General features: G+C 68.5%; 15 protein-coding genes. 11 read left to right on the plus strand and 4 right to left on the minus strand.

Translation table 11 applies throughout. From position 1 onward, the window contains the following. The first annotated feature begins 98 nt into the window (after positions 1-98). The 4 genes from zipA to I4484_RS03060 all read left to right on the plus strand — a co-directional run bounded on the left by zipA (position 99) and on the right by I4484_RS03060 (position 6,919). Positions 99-1,688, plus strand: a complete 1,590-nt coding sequence (zipA, locus tag I4484_RS03045; RefSeq protein WP_197449562.1) for a cell division protein ZipA — start codon at positions 99-101, stop codon at positions 1,686-1,688. Positions 1,689-1,792: 104 nt separating this feature from the next. After that, complete coding sequence (gene ligA / locus I4484_RS03050; protein ID WP_197449563.1) at positions 1,793-3,856, plus strand: NAD-dependent DNA ligase LigA; 2,064 nt, start codon at positions 1,793-1,795, stop codon at positions 3,854-3,856. Further along, on the plus strand, positions 3,853-4,125 hold the full coding sequence (locus I4484_RS03055; RefSeq protein WP_197449564.1) for a YheU family protein: 273 nt from the start codon (positions 3,853-3,855) through the stop codon (positions 4,123-4,125). The genes ligA and I4484_RS03055 overlap by 4 nt, the downstream gene beginning before the upstream one ends. Positions 4,126-4,300: 175 nt before the next feature. Continuing rightward, positions 4,301-6,919, plus strand: coding sequence for a bifunctional diguanylate cyclase/phosphodiesterase (locus I4484_RS03060; protein ID WP_197449565.1), 2,619 nt, complete (start codon positions 4,301-4,303; stop codon positions 6,917-6,919). Here the strand turns inward: I4484_RS03060 and mnmC are convergent. Together mnmC and I4484_RS03070 are read right to left on the minus strand one after the other, a co-directional pair. Further along, entirely contained in the window at positions 6,916-8,931 is a 2,016-nt protein-coding gene (gene mnmC, locus I4484_RS03065; protein WP_197449566.1) for a bifunctional tRNA (5-methylaminomethyl-2-thiouridine)(34)-methyltransferase MnmD/FAD-dependent 5-carboxymethylaminomethyl-2-thiouridine(34) oxidoreductase MnmC, read from the minus strand. The genes I4484_RS03060 and mnmC overlap by 4 nt on opposite strands. A 177-nt stretch (positions 8,932-9,108) precedes the next feature. Beyond that, positions 9,109-9,408, minus strand: coding sequence for a YciI family protein (locus I4484_RS03070; RefSeq protein ID WP_197449567.1), 300 nt, complete (start codon positions 9,406-9,408; stop codon positions 9,109-9,111). A 115-nt stretch (positions 9,409-9,523) separates the two neighbouring features. On the opposite strand from I4484_RS03070, the gene I4484_RS03075 reads away from it, so the two are divergent. Further along, positions 9,524-10,453, plus strand: coding sequence for a PHP domain-containing protein (locus I4484_RS03075; protein WP_197449568.1), 930 nt, complete (start codon positions 9,524-9,526; stop codon positions 10,451-10,453). 37 nt (positions 10,454-10,490) lie between these two features. Further along, positions 10,491-11,114 carry an L-threonylcarbamoyladenylate synthase gene (locus I4484_RS03080; protein ID WP_197449569.1) on the plus strand — a complete coding sequence of 208 codons (624 nt, stop codon included), beginning with the start codon at positions 10,491-10,493 and terminating at the stop codon, positions 11,112-11,114. A gap of 10 nt (positions 11,115-11,124) precedes the next feature. Here the strand turns inward: I4484_RS03080 and I4484_RS03085 are convergent, their stop codons facing one another. Beyond that, positions 11,125-12,021, minus strand: coding sequence for an ion transporter (locus I4484_RS03085; protein WP_197449570.1), 897 nt, complete (start codon positions 12,019-12,021; stop codon positions 11,125-11,127). A gap of 34 nt (positions 12,022-12,055) precedes the next feature. Beyond that, a complete protein-coding gene (locus tag I4484_RS03090; protein ID WP_197449571.1) occupies positions 12,056-12,898 on the minus strand; it encodes a CYTH domain-containing protein in 843 nt (280 codons plus the stop codon). A 128-nt stretch (positions 12,899-13,026) separates the two neighbouring features. Between I4484_RS03090 and I4484_RS03095 the strand changes: the two genes are divergently transcribed. From I4484_RS03095 to I4484_RS03115, 5 genes are all read left to right on the plus strand, one after another. Beyond that, on the plus strand, positions 13,027-13,707 hold the full coding sequence (locus I4484_RS03095) for a TIGR00153 family protein (RefSeq protein ID WP_197449572.1): 681 nt from the start codon (positions 13,027-13,029) through the stop codon (positions 13,705-13,707). Positions 13,708-13,775: 68 nt separating this feature from the next. Then, positions 13,776-15,041: an inorganic phosphate transporter gene (locus I4484_RS03100; protein WP_197449573.1), complete on the plus strand. Its 1,266-nt coding sequence runs from the start codon at positions 13,776-13,778 to the stop codon at positions 15,039-15,041. A 199-nt stretch (positions 15,042-15,240) separates the two neighbouring features. Continuing rightward, a complete protein-coding gene (gene argA / locus I4484_RS03105) occupies positions 15,241-16,554 on the plus strand; it encodes an amino-acid N-acetyltransferase (RefSeq protein WP_197449574.1) in 1,314 nt (437 codons plus the stop codon). 894 nt (positions 16,555-17,448) lie between these two features. Further along, positions 17,449-18,954, plus strand: coding sequence for a HAMP domain-containing sensor histidine kinase (locus I4484_RS03110; protein WP_197449575.1), 1,506 nt, complete (start codon positions 17,449-17,451; stop codon positions 18,952-18,954). Beyond that, entirely contained in the window at positions 18,945-19,514 is a 570-nt protein-coding gene (locus I4484_RS03115; protein ID WP_197449576.1) for a hypothetical protein, read from the plus strand. The genes I4484_RS03110 and I4484_RS03115 overlap by 10 nt, the downstream gene beginning before the upstream one ends. The last annotated feature ends 4 nt before the right edge of the window (positions 19,515-19,518 follow it).

Below are 19,518 nucleotides of genomic sequence, written 5' to 3' on the forward strand. Positions count from 1 at the left end.
TTGACAAACAAAAAAAGTGGCCCTTTTTCCGGCAATCGCGCTATGCTGTTGACGAACATCCATCCGGCATGGCGCCCTAGTGATAGGCAAGACGACCCATGGAACTTAGAGAATGGCTGATCATTCTGGGGCTGGCCCTGGTAACGCTCATCGTGATCGATGGTGTGCGTCGCCTGAAGCGTCAGCGCCGAGTGCCCCGCCTGGACCAGGTAGGGGATAACAACAACCAAGGCAATGGCCAGGCAGCGGCCGAAGGCGATGACAACTGGGAGTTGCCCAACGGCGGCGCCCGGGTCGTCAGGCCCGCCAGCTATACCCAGGTGCCGGCGAAGCCCAAGCTCGAACGCCAGGATCACCCCGGGCCCTCGCGGGTGCTGGCCGGCCTGAAGAGCGCCAGTGCCGATCCCCGGCCCATGTCGAGCCCCGATTCCGGCGCCGCCGCGGCAACGCGCCCGGCGGCGTCAGCCATGCCGGAAGCGTCGTCCGCGGCCAAGCCTGCCGAGCCGGAAGCGCCGCCCTCGACCCAGCCTGCCATGGCCGAGGCGCACGAGCGCGTGGATCGCCGGGGCGAAGCCGAAGCGCCCCCTCGTCCCGTCGAGCCCGAGCATGCCTCCCGCGTCGAAGCCGCTGCCGAACCGCCGGCACGCGACGAACGGGAAGGGCGCCACGAACCGACCCTCTCCGCGCTGGACGACGAAGCGCCGAGCGCCGTCAGCGAGCCGCTGGCCGCCGACCCCGCCGACCACGATCCCCACCACGACGAGGACGAGCGCTACCGACTGGTCGACCTCGAAGGCATGGGCGATTCGCTCAAGGACGGCTCGCGCCGCGTGGGCGAGTCGGTGCAGCGTTTCGGCCTCTCCATCCAGCAGCGCATGGCCAAGCGCCGTGAGCAGAAGCGCGAAGAGAAGGCACGCCGCGAGCAGGCCCGCGCCGAGAAGGCAGCGCGCGAAGCCGAGCAGCGCCGCGAGGCCGCCGAGGCCCAGGCCGCCAGGGAGGCCGAGCGCCGTCGCCTGGAAGCCGAGGCCATCGAGCGAGCCGACGACGACGACCCACTGTTCGCCCCGCCGCGTTCGCGGGCGGCGGAGCCGGCGCATGCCGAGCCCGTGGCCGATCACGCCGAGCCGGCCACCGTGCAGGCCGAGCCCGTCAACGACGACGACGTGGTCCGCGCCCACCCGACGCTGGCCCGGGCGCTGCGCCACAACGTCAACGCCGAGCGCGCGCGCGACACCCTGAGCCAGGCCGACGAGATCATCGTCATCAGCGTGCTGTCGCGCGACGAAGAGGGCTTCTCCGGCGAGGCGCTGCTCAACCTGATGCTGGCCTGCGGCCTGCGCTACAGCAGCGACATGGGCATCTTCCACCGCTTCGAGACCGAGGACCCCGACAGCGAGCTGCAGTTCTCCATGGTCAACGTGCTCAAGCCGGGCACCTTCCCGATCGAAGCGATGGACGAGTTCCGCACCCCGGGCATCACCCTGCTGATGCCGCTGCCCGGTGCGCTGGACACCGCCGCCGCCTTCGAGGCGATGGTCGAGACCGCCATGGTCATCGTGCGCAACCTGGGGGGCGAGCTGAAGGACGAGAACCGCAGCGTGATGACCGCGCAGACAGTGGAGTTCGCCCGCCAGCGCGTGCAGGAGTTCGAGCGCCGCAACCGCCTCAACCGCTACCAGGTGAACTGACGCCTGACCGCGTGCCATGCCGCACCCGTCGACAACCCCGTGAGCGATCACGGGGTTGTCGTGTTGAGGGCGGCGGAGAATCCTCTTCGAGACATGACAGACGCATGAGCCAGCCCGATCAGAACACCCTCGACGAAGTCGCCAAGCTGCGCGCCGAGCTCGACGACGCCAACTACCGCTACTACGTGCTCGACGAGCCCCAGCTCACCGACGCCGAGTACGACCGCAAGCTGCGCCGCCTGCAGCAGCTGGAGCAGGCGCACCCCGAGCTGGTGACCCCCGACTCGCCGACCCAGCGGGTGGGGGCGCCGCCCGACGCCGGCTTTCCCGAGGTCGAGCACGCGGTGCCGATGCTGTCGCTGGACAATGCCCTGAGCGAGGAGGAGATCGAAGCCTTCGTCAAGCGGGTGGGCGAGCGCCTGGAGACCGACGGCGAGGCGATCCGCTTCTGCTGCGAGCCCAAGCTCGACGGCGCCGCCGTGTCGCTGGTCTACGAGCAGGGCGTGCTGATCAGCGGTGCGACCCGCGGCGACGGCCGCACCGGCGAGGGCATTACCTCCAACCTGCGCACGCTGCGCTCGATCCCGCTCAAGCTGCGCGGCGACGCCCCCGAACTGCTCGAGGTGCGCGGCGAGGTGATCATGAGCCACGACGGCTTCGAGCGTCTCAACGAGCGGGCGCGAGAGGAGGGCGGCAAGGTCTTCGCCAATCCGCGCAACGCCGCGGCGGGCAGCCTGCGCCAGCTCGACCCCGGGATCACCGCCACGCGGCCGCTCGAGTTCAGCGCCTACCAGGTGGCACGCATCGAGCCGGATCCGGGCGATGCCAGCCACAGCGAGCTGATGACTCACCTCAAGGCCTTCGGCTTTCGCAGCAGCGCCCAGCTTCGGGTGGTGACCGGCAGCCAGGGGGTCATCGACTACTGCCGCCGGCTGGGTGAGCGGCGCGACGGCCTCGGCTACGACATCGACGGCGTGGTAATCAAGGTCGACGACCTGCGCCTGCAGCGCGAGCTGGGCTTCGTCGCCCGGGCGCCGCGCTGGGCCATCGCCTTCAAGTTTCCCGCCCAGGAGGAGACCACGCGCCTCAACGACGTCGAGTTCCAGGTCGGCCGTACCGGGGCGATCACCCCGGTGGCGCGGCTCGAGCCGGTCTCGGTGGCCGGCGTCACCGTTTCCAATGCCAGCCTGCACAACGCCGACGAGATCGCGCGGCTCGGCGTGATGATCGGCGACACCGTGGCGATCCGGCGGGCCGGTGACGTCATTCCCCAGGTGGTGCGGGTACTCGAGGAGCAGCGCCCGGACGATGCCCGCGAGATCGTCTTCCCCCGCCGCTGCCCGGTGTGCGGCTCGGAGATCGAGCGCCTCGCGGGCGAGGTGGTGGCGCGCTGCTCCGGCGGGCTCTACTGCGCCGCGCAGCGCAAGGAGGCGCTCAGGTACTTCGCCTCGCGGCGGGCCATGGACATCGACGGGCTGGGCGAGAAGCTCATCGACCAGCTCGTCGAGCTCGACTGGGTCAAGACGCCCGCCGACCTGTTCCGGCTCGACGCCGAGCGCCTGGCCACGCTGCCGCGCATGGCGCGGAAATCCTCCGAGAAACTGGTCGCCGCGCTGGAGAAGGCCAAGTCCACGACCCTGCCGCGTTTCATCTTCGCGCTGGGCATCCGCGAGGTGGGCGAGGCGACGGCGGCCAACCTGGCGCGCCACTTCGGCACCCTGGATGCGCTGATGGCCGCCGAGCTGGCCGACCTCGAGGCGGTGGAGGACGTCGGTCCGGTGGTGGCGGCCCACGTGCACACCTTCTTCCGCCAGGAGCACAACCGCGAGACCATCGAGGCGCTGCGCGAGCTGGGCGTGAGCTGGGCCGAGCAGAGCGTCGGCGAGCGCCCCCAGCCGCTGGCCGGCCAGACCTGGGTGCTCACCGGCACGCTCGAGAGCATGACCCGCGACGAGGGCAAGGAACGCCTGCAGGCGCTGGGCGCCAAGGTGGCCGGCAGCGTATCGAAGAAGACCGCCGCGGTGGTGGCCGGCGAAGCCGCGGGCAGCAAGCTGGCCAAGGCCCGGGAGCTGGGCGTGGAAGTGCTCGACGAGGCCGTCTTCCTCGAGCGGCTGGCCGCCTGGGAGCGCGGTGAAGGCGCAACCGGCGACGAGGAGGCCGAACCATGAGCGACGGTCGCTTCATCGAGGTGCCCTACCGCATGCTGCCGGGCGAGACCCTGGACGCCCTGCTGGAAACCTTCGTCACCCGCCAGGGCTACGACACCAGCGACACCGGCGAGGGCATGCGCGGCTGGGTCGGCCAGCTCAAGCGCCAGCTCGAGCGCGGCGAGCTGATCATCGCCCACGACCTGCAGACCGAAACCACCGAGGTGATGACGCTGGCCCAGTGGCGCGCCTTCGGCCGCGACCTGGCCGACGACGAGGAGGAGGGCTAGCGGGCGCCGCACGACCAAGGTCCAAGCGTACCGACGCGAGAATGTAACGGAGAATTGATCCAGATCAGAGGCTGAGAGCACTCATGCGGCAAGAATGGCTCTTCTCATTCTTCCGCTGACGGTCGCGCCTCCAGGGATGGGAGACGGCGCCTCGTCCCGCTCGTTGAGTATCGCAATGCTCGCCTACGTTCGTTCTCGTCTTGCCTGCTGGAGATCCCTCCAGGGTTTCGTGCTGGTGGCGATCCTCTCTGCCTCGTTGACCGTCTTCGTCGGCGTTACCCTGGTCTCGTCGCTGCTCTATGAGAACATCCTGGCGCGCCAGGTCGAGCAGACCTCCGAGACCCTGGCCCGGCAGAGCTTCAACGCCATGCTGCAGGTGATGCGCCAGGGCTGGAGCCGCGATGAGATGGAAGCCTTCATCGACGAGACCAAGCGCGCCCATGCCGGCGCCGGCTATCGCTTCACCTTCTATCGCGGCGAGCGGGTCTCGGAGCGCTACGGGGTGATCGACCAGCCGCCCCTGGACATCGTCATTCGCTCCGCCCTCGAGACGGGCAACGAGCGGGTGTGGCGCGAGAACGGCACGGTGCGTCGGGTCATGCCGCTGCTGGCGCGGCCGGAGTGCCTCGCCTGCCACCAGAACGCGGCCACCGGCGACGTGCTGGGGGTGATCGACATCCAGCGCGACATGGCCCCGATCAGCCGCGAGATGCGCTTCAATTACCTGGCCCTGTTCATCGTCGCCGCGCTGTTGATTCTGCTGCTGGCGCTGGGCATGTCGAAGCTGTTCGCGGAGCGGATCCAGGTCACCCTCGACCAGTTCCGCGACCGCCTTGCCGCGGTCAACTCGGTCGAGGACTTCCGCAAGCTCGACGTCAGCGACACCCAGGTGCGCTTCCAGGAGCTCAACATCGCCATGCAGCAGGTCAATGCCCTGGTCGACCGGCTCAGGAACGTGGCGGTGGACAAGGATATCCTCGAGTTCGAGATTCGCCTGCTGAGCAAGTTCATCATCACCTCGGAGGTGGTGCGCGACTGGCGCGAGTTCATCAAGGAACTGCTGGCCGACATCAACACCATCATCCAGGCGCATACGCTGGTGACGATCTTCCAGGTGGAGGACGAGGGCTACGAGCTGGAGGTGTTCTGGTACCGCAAGGTGGCCCCCGAGACCCGCGAGACCTTCGAGGCGCTGCTTAGCCAGCTGCTGGAGCGCCGCCACGAGGACCCGCCCGCGGGCAGCATCCTCAAGGTCCTGCACCATACCGTGATGACCGATGGCGAAGGCGAGCTGGCGGCGCGGCTGACACCCGAGGATATCCGCCTGCAGACCAAGTCGCTGCTGCTCGAGGCGCCGAAGATCGGCGGCATCGTCGGCATCGGCGTGCAGTCGGACCTGGCCCAGGACCCGATCCGTCATATCGTCATCGACGGCATCCTGTCGACGCTGCTCAACCTGGTGGGCTCGGTCAAGGCGATCTACAAGTACACCAAGGATCTCGAGTACTACGCCACCCGCGATCCCCTGACCAGCCTGTACAACCAGCGCATCTTCAAGGACATGCTGGCCTACGAGGTGGGCCGGGCGACGCGCCACCAGGACCACTTCAGCCTGCTGATGCTCGATCTCGACAACTTCAAGACGGTCAACGACCGCCACGGTCACGCCTTTGGCGACCAGTTCCTGCACGCGGTGGCCGATACCCTGGCGCACTCGGTACGCCCCGGCGACTTCCTGGCGCGCTACGGCGGCGACGAGTTCACCGTGATCCTGCCCGAGACCGAGGAGCAGCAGGCCTACTCGGTGGCGCTGCGCATCGCCGACAAGCTGGCCGGCCAGGTGCTCACCGCGCCCGACGGCAGCGTGGTGCGGGCCACCACCTCGATCGGCATCGCCAGCTACCCCAACCACGCCGAGAACCCCCACGACCTGTTCCTGATGGCCGACAACATGATGTACAAGGCCAAGCGCCAGGGGAAGAACTGCGTGGCCCTGCCGGAACGGGAGGAGGTGGCGGAGGTGTTCCGCAAGGTGGGCGAGAAGAACCAGATGGTGCTCAGTGCGCTGGAGGAGCAGCGCATCGTGCCCTACTTCCAACCCATCGCCAACGTGGCCAGCGGCGAGGTGCATATCCACGAGCTGCTGATGCGCATCCAGCTCGACGACCGCCTGGTGCCGGCCGGCGAGTTCATCGATCTCGCCGAGAGCATCGGCGTGATCCACAAGATGGACTACCAACTGGTCGAGAAGGCCTTCGCCCAGGTTCGCGAGCAGCACTACGAGGGCATGCTGTTCATCAACCTCTCGCCCAAGTCGCTGATCGTAGGGGAGTTCATCGGCCACATCCATCAGCTGGCGATCGACTACGACATCCTGCCGGAGCGCATCGTCTTCGAACTGACCGAGCGCGAGACGGTGAGCAACCTCAAGCTGCTGGAGAAGTTCGTGCACGACCTCAAGCTCGAGGGGTTCAACTTCGCCATCGACGACTTCGGCTCGGGCTACTCCTCGTTCCGCTACCTCAAGCAGTTCCCCATCGATGTGATCAAGATCGAAGGCGAGTTCATCCGCAACATGCTCGACGACGAGACCTACATGGCCTTCGTCAAGAGCATCGTCACCCTGGCCCAGAGCCTCGGCGTCAGCACCGTCGCCGAGTTCATCGAGGACGAGGCCGTGCTCGAGGCCGTGAGGGCGCTGGGCATCGACTTCGGCCAGGGCTACCACCTGGGCCGGCCGGGGCCGCGCTTCGTCGGCCGCCGCCAGGCGGAGCGCCTGCCCAGCGACTCCTAGCCGCCGCGCACGATGTCGCGAACGACCCGTCGCCCGGGGTGCAGGTGGTCCACCAGCGGCCACTCCAGCGGCAGCGGCTCGTCGCACATCCGCGAGGCGATCAGCTCGGCGCACAGCGGCGCACTGGCCATGCCGCGCGAGCCGTGGGCGGCGCTGATCCACAGCCCCGCGTGGTGCCTGCCGGGAGCGTCGGGTATGCGGGTGGCATCCTTGGCCAGTACGGCATAGTCCTCGCGCCAGGCCTCGGCGTCGGGCACCGGCCCGGCGTAGGGCGACTTGTCGGGGCTCGCCGCGCGAACGCCCACGCGCCCGGTGAGCCGCTCGGGCGCGAGCGCGGCGCCGGCCTCGCGCAGCGCCGCCACGAAATGCGGCAGCCCGCGCTCGAGCTCCGCCAGGTTGGCGGCGTGGTCGGCCTCGCGCTCGGCCCGGTCGGTGTCGCCCGGGGCGAAGGTGGCGCCGAAGTTGAGCACGCCGTCCGCCGGCGGCGGCACGTAGCCGCCGGCACACACCACGCGGCCCAGCGCCGGGGCGCCCTCGGGCAGGGCCAGCTGGCTGACCTGGCCGCGCACCGGCTGCAGCGGCAGCGCCGCCGTCTGGGCGAAGCGGGCGGCCTCGCCGGCGGCGGCGATCACCACCTGGTCGGCGTCAATGCGCTCGCCATCGGCCAGGGTCAGCGACCAGCCCGCCGCGTCCCCATGCAGCGCCGTCACTTCCCCGCGGCGGAAGCTGACGCCGGGCGTCTGGGCCAGGCGCACGCACAGTTCCAGCGGCCTGACCCAGGCGGCGTCGGGATAATCCAGCGCCGGCGCCTCGAGCCGTATTCCCGCCGCGCGGCTGGCCGCCTCGGCGTCGAGGCCGCGCACCACGCTCTCAGGCAGCGAATGGTTGGCCAGGAAGCGCGCCTGGCGCTGTCGCTCCTTCTCGTCCAGGGCCAGCTGCAGCACGCCGCTGGGCCGCCACAGCGACTGATCCGGGTCGAGCTGGGCCAGCCAGCGCCGGCTGTGGAGCAGGCCGGCCAGGTAGGCCCGGCTCTGCAGGTTGGTCTCCACCGCGAGCTTGACGTAGAGCGCCCCCTGCAGGTGCGTGGCGCCCAGCTCGGCGCGGTCGAGGCGATCGATCAGGGTCACCTCGATGCCGCGCCGGGCCAGGGCGGCGGCGGTGCTGGCACCGGCGATACCGGCGCCGATCACCGCCACGCGGCGCGGCGGGCGCGGCGCCGGCGGAGTGAACCAGGGCGTCTGTCCACGGCGGGTGTCGGCGGGCGGCGCGGCGATCTCGCCGGCCAGCATTTCGCGCTTGCGGCCGAAGCCCGGCACCTTGCGCCAGGCGAAGCCGGCCGCGGCCAGGCCGCGCTTGACCACCCCGGCGCAGGTGAAGGTGGCGAAGGTCGCCCCCGGCCGCGAACGGGCGGCCATGGCGGCGAACAGCTCGTCTTGCCACATCTCCGGGTTCCTGGCCGGGGCGAAGCCGTCGAGGAACCAGGCATCCACCTGGCCTTCGAGCAGGGCGAGGCGCTCGGTGGCGTCGCCGAAGTGGAGGTCCAGCGTCACGCGCTCGTCGAGCCATAGCCGGTGCACGCCGGCCACCGGCTCGGGCCACTGGCTCACCAGCCGCTCGGCGCGCCGGGCCAGGTCGGGCCAGGCGGCCAGCGCCCGGGCCAGGTCGTCCCGGGTGAGCGGATAGCGCTCGGTGGAGACCAGGTGCAGCCGCGCGCCGGCCGGGGCGTGTGCGTCGAAGCAGGCCCAGGCGCAGAGCATGTTGAGTCCGGTGCCGAAGCCGGTCTCGCCGATGGTGAAGGGCCGTCGTTCGCGCCAGGCGGCCAGGCGCCGCGGCAGGTCGTTGCCGGCGAGAAAGACATGCTCGGTCTCGGCGCGGCCGTCGTGGCGCGAGAAGTAGACGTCGTCGAACTGCGTCGAGTGCGGCGCGTGCTCGCCGGTGTCGTCGCTCAGCCAGTCGAGGCGTGCGGGTTCGAGACCGGCCAGCGGCGGAAGGGAAGGATAGGACACTGACATCTCCACGAACGGTAAGCTGCTCAAAAAATGATCGATGGCGCCGTGACGGCATGGCATGGTGGATCTCGACGACCATCCGCGGCGTTTCAACAGCGTTATCCACAGAAGCTGTGAGCAAAACCTCTGTGGATAAACGTTCCCGTCGGGGGAGGTGTTGCGGGAGTTGTTATTCGGCCTTCACGGCAGCACTTTCTTGAACGGCTTCACCGTCGCCTTGGCGTAGACCCCGGCGATCATGTAGGGGTCGGCGTCGGCCCAGGCCCGGGCGGTCTCGAGGCTGTCGAACTCGGCCACCACCAGGCTGCCGCTGAAGCCGGCATCGCCGGGGTTCTCGGCATCCACCGCGGGGTGCGGGCCGGCCAGCACCAGGCGGCCCTCGTCCCGCAGCTTCTCCAGGCGGGCCAAATGGTCGGGGCGGGCGGCCAGGCGGCGCTCCAGGCTGTTCTTCACGTCTTCACTGATGATTGCGTACAGCATCGCAGCGTTTCCTCTGGCAAGCGCGGTATCTCCGCAGACTCAAAGCGTGCGTTGACCGACCGTCGCCGGGCGCGCACCATGGGCCATCATTTTGACAAAGTTGCCTGCCTGCGTCATGCCACAGCCCTCCCTGCCCGCGCGCTTCGAAGGCGATTCCGCTCCCCTGGGGGTCGATCTCCACATGCACTCCACCGCCTCGGACGGTGCCCTGGCGCCCGCCGAGGTCGTGGCCCTGTGTGCCGCGCGCGGGGTGAGGCTGATGGCGCTGACCGATCACGACACCGTGGCCGGCGTGGCCGAGGCCGGCGAGGCGGCCATCCGCCTGGGTGTGAGCCTGCTGCCGGCGACGGAGCTCTCGACCCGCTGGCACGGGGTCGGCATCCACGTGGTGGGGTTGCTGCCGCAGGGGGCCCGCGGGGCGCTCGCCGAAGGGCTCGAAGCCCAGGCCCGGGCGCGGGAGGCCCGCGCCGAGGAGATCGCCGGGCGCATGGAGAAGCTCGGGCTCGACGACGCCCTGGCCCGAGCCCGCGAGCAGGCCGGCCCCCATCGCCCCCTGGGGCGGCCGGACTTCGCCCGGGCGCTGGTGGCGGCGGGGCTGGTGCCCGACATGGCCACGGCGTTCCGCAAGCATCTCGGCAGCGGCAAGGCGGGCGACGTCAAGGCGCACTGGCCGGCCCTGGCCGAAGTGGTGGGCTGGGTGGTCGAGGCGGGCGGCGTGGCGGTGCTGGCGCATCCCCTGCGCTACGGGCTGACCCGACGCAAGCGCGGGCAGCTGCTGGACGACTTCATCGCCGCCGGCGGCCAGGCCGCCGAGCTGGTCAGCGGCTTCCAGAACGCCGACGTGACCCGCGACCTGGCCCGCCAGCTCGACGAGCGGGCGCTGCATGCCTCGCTCGGCAGCGACTTCCACTTCCCCGGCGGTCACCTGGCGCCGGGCAGCATGAGCCCGCCACCGCGCACCGCCGTGCCGCCGGTGTGGACCCATCCGCTGCTGGCCGGTGTCGTCGCGACGGGCTGCGACGCGTCCGCCTCCGGCGCGCTATAGTGGGCGGCATGCATCCAACACGACAGGGAGCCCGTGCATGAGTCAGTTCTTCCAGATTCACCCGGAAAACCCGCAGAAGCGGCTGATCGACCAGGCGGTGCAGATCGTGCGCCAGGGCGGGGTGGTTGCCTACCCCACCGACTCCGGCTATGCCCTGGGCTGCCATCTGGGGGACAAGAAGGCGATCGAGAAGATCAAGTGGCTGCGTTCGCTAGACGACAAGCACAACTTCACCCTGGTGTGCTCGGACCTCTCCGACATCGGCACCTACGCCAAGGTCGACAACAGCGTGTTCCGCCTGCTCAAGGCCAACACCCCGGGCGCCTACACCTTCATCCTCAACGCCACCTCCGAGGTGCCACGCCTGCTGCTGCACCCCAAGCGGCGCTCCATCGGCGTGCGCGTGCCCGATCATCGCATCACCCACGCCCTGCTCGAGGCCCTGGGCGAACCGCTGATGAGCGTGACCCTGATCCCGGTGGGTGAAGCGCTGCCGATGACCGATGCGGAGGAGATCCGCGAGCGCTACGGCGCCCACCTGGACCTGATCATCGACGGCGGCGCCTGCCACCTGGAGGCCACCAGCGTGATCGACCTGCGCGAGCTGCCGCCGACCGTCGTGCGCGAGGGGCGCGGCGACCTGGCGCCGTTCCAGGCATAGCCTGGGCGAATCACTCGTCCGACCCCGGTTCGCCGTAGCGTCCTGCGGCGGCGAGGCGAGGGTCCGCCGAGGTCTCATCGAGCCAGGTGCCGCACAGTAGGCAGTAGCGGGCGCGCCGCTCATGCTTGTCATGACCGCAGCCGGGGCAGGCCTCGTCGGAGTAGCGCTCTTCGCGGATGGCGCGGATCACCTGCGCCGAGAATACCCCGGTGGGCACCGCAATGATCGAGTAGCCGATCAGCATCAGCATGACGGTGATCGCCTTGCCCAGCGAGGTCATCGGCACGATATCGCCATAGCCCACCGTGGTCAGGCTGACGATGGCCCAGTAGATCGACATCGGGATGCTGGTGAAGCCCGCCTCGGGCGATTCGATGGTGTACATCACGGCGGCGAAGATCGTCACCACCATGAAGATGCTGAAGAAGAACAGGATGATCTGACGTACGCTGCGCCGGAGGGCATCCAGCAGCAGGCGGCTCTCGCTGACGAACTGCATCAGGCGCAGCACGCGGAAGATCCGCAGCACCCGCAGCAGGCGCACGATCACCAGTGTTTCCCAACTGCCGGGCAGGATCAGCATCAGCCAGGTGGGCAGCACGGCGAGCACGTCGACGATGCCGTAGAAGCTGCGCAGATAGCGCCAGGGTTTCTCCAGGCAGTAGACGCGCAGCGCCAGCTCGACGGTGAAGATCAGCGTGAAGCCCCACTCCAGCCAGTAGAACCACTCCCCATAGGCGGCTTCCCAGGCGGCGATGCTGTCCAGGAGCACGATCGCCACGCTGGCCAGGATCACCGCGATCAGGGCGATGTCGAAGCCCTTGGCCAGCGGCGTGTCGGATTCGAAGATGATCTGGAACAGCCGGGTGCGTATCCCGTCGCCACCCGGCCGAAACGGCTCGCTCATTCCTTTGCTCCCTGAAGCGGTTCTGTTGGGGCGCCTAAGGTGCCAGGCGATGCGCCAGGCGCACGGCCACGCGGCCGAAATCCACGTCGAGCCAGTCGCGCCGCTGCAGCATGGCGGCGAGGGTGCCGGCGTCGCCGTCACCGTCGGCGGCAATCGCCTGCAGCGCCTGCCTGGCCGTGGCCTTCCACTCATCGTCGCCGGTATCGGTCCAGGCATCCAGGGCCAGCAATGCACGCCGCAGCCGCTCGCTTTCAGCCGAGCCTTGCGGCAGCGTCCAGCGGCCGCTGAGCAGGGCGCTGCCGCGAACGGCCTTGCTGGCCTCGGCGGGGCGCAGGGGGACCGTCTCGGCGAAGGCCAGCGCCAGGCTCCACAGCGCCTGCGGGTCGCCATCCTTGAGTTCCAGCTCCAGTTCGTGGATCGGCACGCGGCGGCCGGCGGCACGAATCTCGCCCTGGTCCAGCGCCACCTCGATGCTGGCCTCGGCCAGCTCCAGGCGCCAGGCCCGGCGCTCGAAGTCGGTGGAGAAGCGCGGCTCGAGCCGTGCCAGTACCTCTTCTCCCAGCGCGGCCACGGGGGGCAGGGCGGCAAGCCCGGCGCGGTCGAGGCTGCCCGATGCCACCGGCCACTCCCACTCGCGCCGCCGGCTGAAGCCGCCGCTGCCCTCACCGCTTGTCTTGAGCGTCTGCACCCAGCGCTCGTCACGGCGACGCAGGCGCAGCGCCATGCGTGCGGCCTCGAGGTCGCCTTCGGGCGTGTCGAAGTAGGTGTTCGCCAGGCGCTGGGCCTCGTCCACTCCGCCGCGCAGGAAGGGGTGCTGCAGCAGGCGTTCCGGCCCCGTTTCGCCAAGGGCCAGTTTCATCTCGATCTCTTCGCTCATGCCTCTTCCTGCTATGTGACTGGTGTGAGTACGTGTCAGGAACTATCGTGGGATCAAATATTTCGATGACGTGACAGGGTGCCATTCTTTATACTGGCGCCGCCATTCCACAAGCGCATTAAAACGCCATGGTCAAAACCAACCCGTTTTCGGCGATGTTCGGCCGTTCGCCGTTCCAGCCACTGCTGGCCCATATCGCCAAGTCCAACGAGTGTGCCGACCAGTTGCTGCCCTTCTTCGAGGCATCGCTTGCCGGTGACTGGGACGAGGCCGCCAGGGTCCGCGAGACCATCACGCAGCTGGAGCACGAGGCCGACAGCCTCAAGACCGAACTGCGCCTCAACCTGCCCAACACCCTGTTCCTGCCCGTTTCCCGCAGCGATCTGCTCGACCTGATCAGCGTCCAGGACAAGATCGCCAACAAGGTGCGCGACATCACCGGGATCATGCTCGGCCGCCGCATGCGGGTGCCCGATGAGCTGGCCCAGCCCATGCGCGACTACATGCACACCGCCGTGGCCTGCGTCGCCCAGGCGCGCCAGGCGCTGGAGGAACTCCAGGACCTGCTGGAATCGGGCTTCGGCCGGCATGTCTCCGACGTGATGCAGAACCTGATCCGCGAGCTGCACATCCTCGAACAGCAGGCCGACCAGCAGCAGATCGCCATTCGCCGCCAGCTCTTCGACCTCGAAGACAGGCTCAAGCCGGTAGACGTGGTCTTTCTCTACAAGATCATCGACTGGGTCGGCGAGCTTTCCGATCGCGCCGAGCGCGTCGGCAGCCGTCTCCAGATTCTCACTGCCCGGTAGGGCATCGTCGCCCGGCCTGGCCGGGGCATGCCCTCTCAACCTGACAGCCACATAGGATCCAACCCCCTATGTCGATCATTGCAGAGCACGCGAATACCTTCATCATCCTGGCCTGCCTCTTCGGCTTCTTCATGGCCTGGGGCGTCGGCGCCAACGACGTCGCCAACGCCATGGGTACCTCGGTCGGCTCCAGGGCGATCACCATCAAGCAGGCGATCTTCATCGCCGTGATCTTCGAGTTCCTCGGCGCCTGGCTTGCCGGCGGCGAGGTCACCCAGACCATCCGCAAGGGCATCATCGACCCCGCCTCGCTGCAGAACGACCCCCAACTGCTGATCTACGGCATGCTGGCCTCGCTGCTGGCCGCCGGGACCTGGCTGCTGGTGGCCTCGATGAAGGGCTGGCCGGTGTCGACCACGCACTCCATCGTCGGCGCCATCGTCGGCTTCGCCCTGGCGGGGCTCGGCATCGATGCCGTGGGCTGGGCCAAGGTGGGGCAGATCGCCGCCAGCTGGGTGGTGTCGCCGCTGCTGTCGGGGGTCATCGCCTTCACCCTGTTCAAGTCGGTCCAGCACCTTATCTTCGAGGCCAAGGACCCGTTCGCCGCGGCCAAGCGCTACGTGCCGTTCTACGTGCTGCTGGTCGGCTTCGCCATCTGCATGGTGACCCTCACCAAGGGGCTCAAGCACCTGGGCCTGAACCTGGGCTTCGGCACCAATTTCCTGCTCTCGCTGCTGTTCGGCCTCGGCATGATGGCACTGGGCGGCTGGATGGAGCGGCGCGTACAGGCCGGTAGCCGCCAGAGCGACCACTTCGGTTTCACCGGGGTCGAGCGGGTGTTCGGGGTGCTGATGATCTTCACCGCCTGCGCCATGGCCTTCGCCCACGGCTCCAACGACGTGGCCAACGCCGTCGGCCCGCTGGCGGCGGTGATCAGCGTCGTCGAGCACGGCGGCACCATCGGGGCCTCGGCGCTGGTGCCCTGGTGGGTGCTGGTGCTGGGCGGCGGCGGTATCGTGGTGGGCCTGGTGACCTACGGCCACAAGGTCATCGCCACGGTCGGCACCGGCATCACCGAGCTGACCCCCAGCCGCGGCTTCGCCGCCACCCTGGCCGCGGCGCTGACCGTGGTGCTGGCCTCGGGCACCGGGCTGCCGATCTCCACCACCCACACCCTGGTGGGCGCGGTGCTCGGCGTCGGCCTCGCCCGCGGCATGGCGGCGCTCAACCTGCGCGTGATCGGCACCATCGCGATGTCGTGGCTGATCACTCTGCCGGCCGGGGCGGGCCTGGCTATACTGTTCTTCTTCATGTTCAAGGGAATCTTCGGGTAAGGACAATCCACGAGCCACGAGCCACGAGCCACGAGCCACGAGCCACGAGCCACGAGCCACGAGCCACGAGCTAGGGAAGGAGCATAATCTTCCCGAAGCCCGAAACGGCGGTACCACAACAGTGGTGCCGCCGTTTTCGTCGCTCTGATATAGTCGAAACCGATACACCCTTCTTTTCATCTGCTGCCGGAGAGCGGCCTTGGACACTCGTTTCCCCTTCGTCGACTGGTTCCGCAATTCCTCCCCCTACATCAATGCACACCGGGGCCGAACCTTCGTAATCCTGATCGAGGGCGAGGCCATGGCGCGAGGACGAGGCGAGCAGCTGATCCAGGACCTGGCGTTGCTGCATACCCTCGGCGTGCGGCTGGTCGTGGTGTTCGGCATCCGCCCCCAGGTGGAGCAGGCGCTGAGCGACGCCGGCATCGAGCCGCGGCGCCATGACGGGCGCTGGGTGGCCGACGAGGCGATCATGGCCTGCGTCGAGCGGGTCGCCGCCGAGCAGCGCCTGTGGCTCGAGGCGCGGCTATCGCTGGGCCTGCCCAACACGCCGCTGCACGGGGTCGAGCTGACCGCGGTCTCCGGCAACCTGGTGATGGCCAAACCGCTGGGCGTGCGCGAAGGCGTCGACTACGACCACAGCGGCGAGGTGCGCCGGGTGCGGGTATCGGCGGTGCAGGGGCTGCTCGATCGTGGCTCGCTGGTGCTGCTGCCGCCGCTGGGCTTCTCCAGCACCGGCGAGGTGTTTGACCTGGACGCCGCCGAAGTGGCCCAGCACGCGGCCATGGCGCTGTCCGCCGACAAGCTGATCCTGCTGGGCGAGGCGGCCGGTCTGTACGATGAGAATGGCGCCCTGCAGCGCCAGCTGACGCCCGCCGAAGCCGAGCCGCTGCTGAGCCAGATCGAGGCGGGCTGCGAGCAGGCGCGCCACATCGCCGCCGCCTGCGCCGCGGCGCGCCACGGCGTGGCACGCACGCACCTGCTCTCGTGGCAGGATCATGACGCCCTGCTGGGCGAGCTGTTCACCCGCGACGGCGTCGGCACCATGATCACCCGGCACCGCTACGAGCAGCTGCGCCCGGCCGAGCTCGGCGACATCGCCGGCCTGCTGGAACTGCTCGAGCCGCTGGAGCGCCGTGGCATGCTGGTGCCGCGCTCGCGCGAGCGCCTGGAGCACGAGATCGACGACTACCTGGTGATCGAGCGCGACGGCATGATCATCGGCTGTGCGGCGCTGCACTGCTTCGCCGAGGCCGAGATGGGCGAGCTGGCCTGCCTGGCCATCCACGTCGACTACCGCGGTGGGGCGCGGGGCACCCTGCTGCTGTCCGGCGTCGAGCGCCGCGCACGCCGGCTCGGGCTCAACGCGCTGTTCGTGCTGACCACCCACACCGCCCACTGGTTCGTCGAGCACGGCTTCCGTCCCTCGGACATCGATTCGCTGCCCACGCTGCGTCGCGACACCTACAACCACGCCCGCAAGTCGAAGATCCTCGTCAAGCCGCTCGGCTGAGGGGCCCGTATCAGCGCCTGATACAGGCTGGCTCCTGGGCCCGCCGCCGCTCTGGACCCTGTTCCGGGCGGTGGCTGTCGCTTTGGGGCAACGCCGCCTTCGCGGTTGTCTCCAAAAGGCAACAAGGCAACGCATTGTTTTCTATAGCGCAGCGGGGGATCGTTCGAAAGGGTGTCTCCAATCGATGACGAAAAGTGGCGCCGTCACTCGCTTTTCATCCCGGTTTTACCGCAGGGTGGCGGCATGCCACTTCACAGTGCGTTTTAACACCCTGAATTTAAAGACGTATAAAGATTCCTGGCACGCTATTGGCACTATGCTAGGTGAGCAACGAAAGAAGTGATTCAAACGGCTCGAATCACTTCGGATCGTCGAGAGGCTCGGGGACCACCACCCCCCCATGCCCTGTGCGACCCGGGCATCACGACGATAAACGTTCGCTCCGCGATGTGTAACTTAGGTTGCGATGAGACGGGTACCGCCGACAGGCATGGAACGGTACCAGAAGGGCAAGGATGCCCCGGCAAGGATGCCTCATCCCCTTCGGGGGATCGAATTTCGGGCCAGCGCTGCTGAACATACTCGCAGCGGTGGCGCCAAAGGACGAAGCAGGGCGGTTCGCTGCCCGCCCGTACCGACGGCTCCTGGTGGCACAGCGTCGGTGATGGGGCTTCGGGACCCTCGGGTCCGCTGAAAGTATGGGTCATGGCTCGACCAGGCGAACGATGCCCATATTTTCAACCCCTTCAGTTCCCTGCGTATTGGGCCGGCACTTAGCCGGCCTCTTTTTTTTCCGGGGGGCTGTGACGGGGCAGTAGCCGAGCGTGGAACTCTGTTATCCTTCAGGAACGTACCATGGTGGTCCCTTTTCCTCTCCTGAATAGAACATTGGTCATGACCAAACGGGTCTCGCGCCGCTGGCGTCCACGCTCATTGCTGCAGCTCGTGCTGCTGGCGTTCCTGGTAGTGATGCTGCCGTTGGGAATCCTGATGTACCAGGCCGGTCAGGCCTTGTCCGAACTGTCTCGCCTGGCGGATGTGAGCGCTCGCCAGGCGGTGGAAGAGAGCCGGCGTGCCCGGGTGTTGAGCAGCCTGGCCGTCGAGATGGAGCGCAGCGCGCGCCAGTATGCGGTGCTCGAGCAGGAGAGCCTGCTCGATCTGTATGCCGAGCGTCACGGCGAGTTCCAGGAACTGCTGGCGCAGCAGCGCCGCTTCCTGCCGAACGACCCCGACGTGCTGGCGCTGGAGGAGCAGCTGCTGCTGCTGTCGCAGCTGCCGGAACTGGACGCCGACGCGCTGGAGGTGTGGCTGTCGCTGTTCGTGCCGTTCGCCGAGCATACCGAGGCGATGCGCCGGGCCACCAATCGCCAGATCGACGCCAGCATCGAGATGATCAGTGCGCGAGCGGAGGCGGTCCAGTCGCGGCTGTGGCTGCAGACCACGGCGCTGGTCTCCTCCAGCCTGCTGCTCATGCTGCTGTTCAGCTGGCTGATCATCCGCCCGGTGCGCCAACTCGAGCGGCGCATTCTCAGCATCGGCAGCGGCGTGGAGACCAACGACCGCGATACCATCCAGGGGCCCGCCGAGCTGGTGCAGCTCGGCGACCGGCTCGACTGGCTGTCGACCCGGCTCAGCGACCTAGAGGCCCAGAAGCAGCAGTTCCTGCGCCACATGTCGCATGAACTCAAGACCCCGCTGGCCAGCGTACGCGAGGGCTCGGCGCTGCTGGCCGACGGCGTGGCCGGCGAGCTGAGCCCCCGCCAGCGCGAAATCCTGACGCTGATCGATGCCAGCGGCCGCGAGCTGCAGCGGCTGATCGAGCAGCTGCTCGACTACAACCTGCTGCAGCACAACCAGCGCATCAGCCTCGAGCGGGTGGACCTGACCACGCTGGTCAAGACCACGCTGTCCAAGCACCGCCTGGCGCTGGAGAACAAGGGCATGCGCGTCATCGCCTTCGATGGCCCGCTGGAGTGGGTGGTCGACCGTACCGCGGTGGGGCGCATTCTCGACAACCTGGTCTCCAACGCCATCGCCTACGGCGAGGACGGCGGCGAGTTGATGATTCGCGCCCATGCCGGGCGCGAGCACCTGATCCTCGACGTGGCCAACACCGGCGAGCCCATCGCCGAGCACGACCGCGCGCGCCTGTTCGAGCCGTTCTACCAGGGCCGGTCGCGGCGCAAGGGGCCGCTCAAGGGCTCCGGCATCGGGCTCTCGGTGGCCGCCGACTGCGCGCGCATCCAGAACGGCAGCCTGGTGCTGCTCGAGGATCGCGATTTCGATGTGTGTTTCCGTCTGACGCTGCCGCGCCAGGCGCTTCCCTTGACCACGGAAAACAATAATATTGAGCCCGTCGAAGTGGGCATCAACGCAAGGAGCGATGAACGATGCGGGTAAGAAGAATAGGCTGTGCAAAGAAGGTGTTCGGTGCTGGCGGGCTGGTCCTGTTGATGGGCGGCTGCCAGTACCTACCCGAGCAGGGCGGGCTGGGCACCGAGCCGGAAGCGCCTCAGGCGGCCGGTTGCCGGGGCGGGGAGCCGACGTTCGAGAACGAGGCCTGCCTGCTGCCCAACTGGGTGGCGTACGGGCTGGCCTCGCAGCGCGGCGACAGCGAGTGGCGCCGCCAGGCGCTCAACGAGCTGGACGCCGCCCACGACAGGAGCGAAGCCGAGCGGGAGCTGGCGCGAGCCGTGGCACTTTCCTGGGGCAGCGAGCGGGAATGGCGCCAGGCGGCGGAGCTCTACCAGGAGCATACGCATGCCGCGCCGGCCGACCTGCAGCCGCTGCTGCTCTATTGGCGCAACGAACTGGAAGGGCGACGTGCCCTGGCCGGCAGGAGCGCGGAGGCCCTCGCCCAGGTGAGCACCCTGCAGCGGCAGAACGCCGAGCTCTCCGAAAAGCTCGAGGCACTCACCGCCATCGAGCAGAACATGAACCTGCGACAGCAATCGCCCTGAACGG

Source organism: Halomonas sp. SS10-MC5 (assembly GCF_015992245.1).
Taxonomy (GTDB): domain Bacteria; phylum Pseudomonadota; class Gammaproteobacteria; order Pseudomonadales; family Halomonadaceae; genus Halomonas; species Halomonas sulfidoxydans.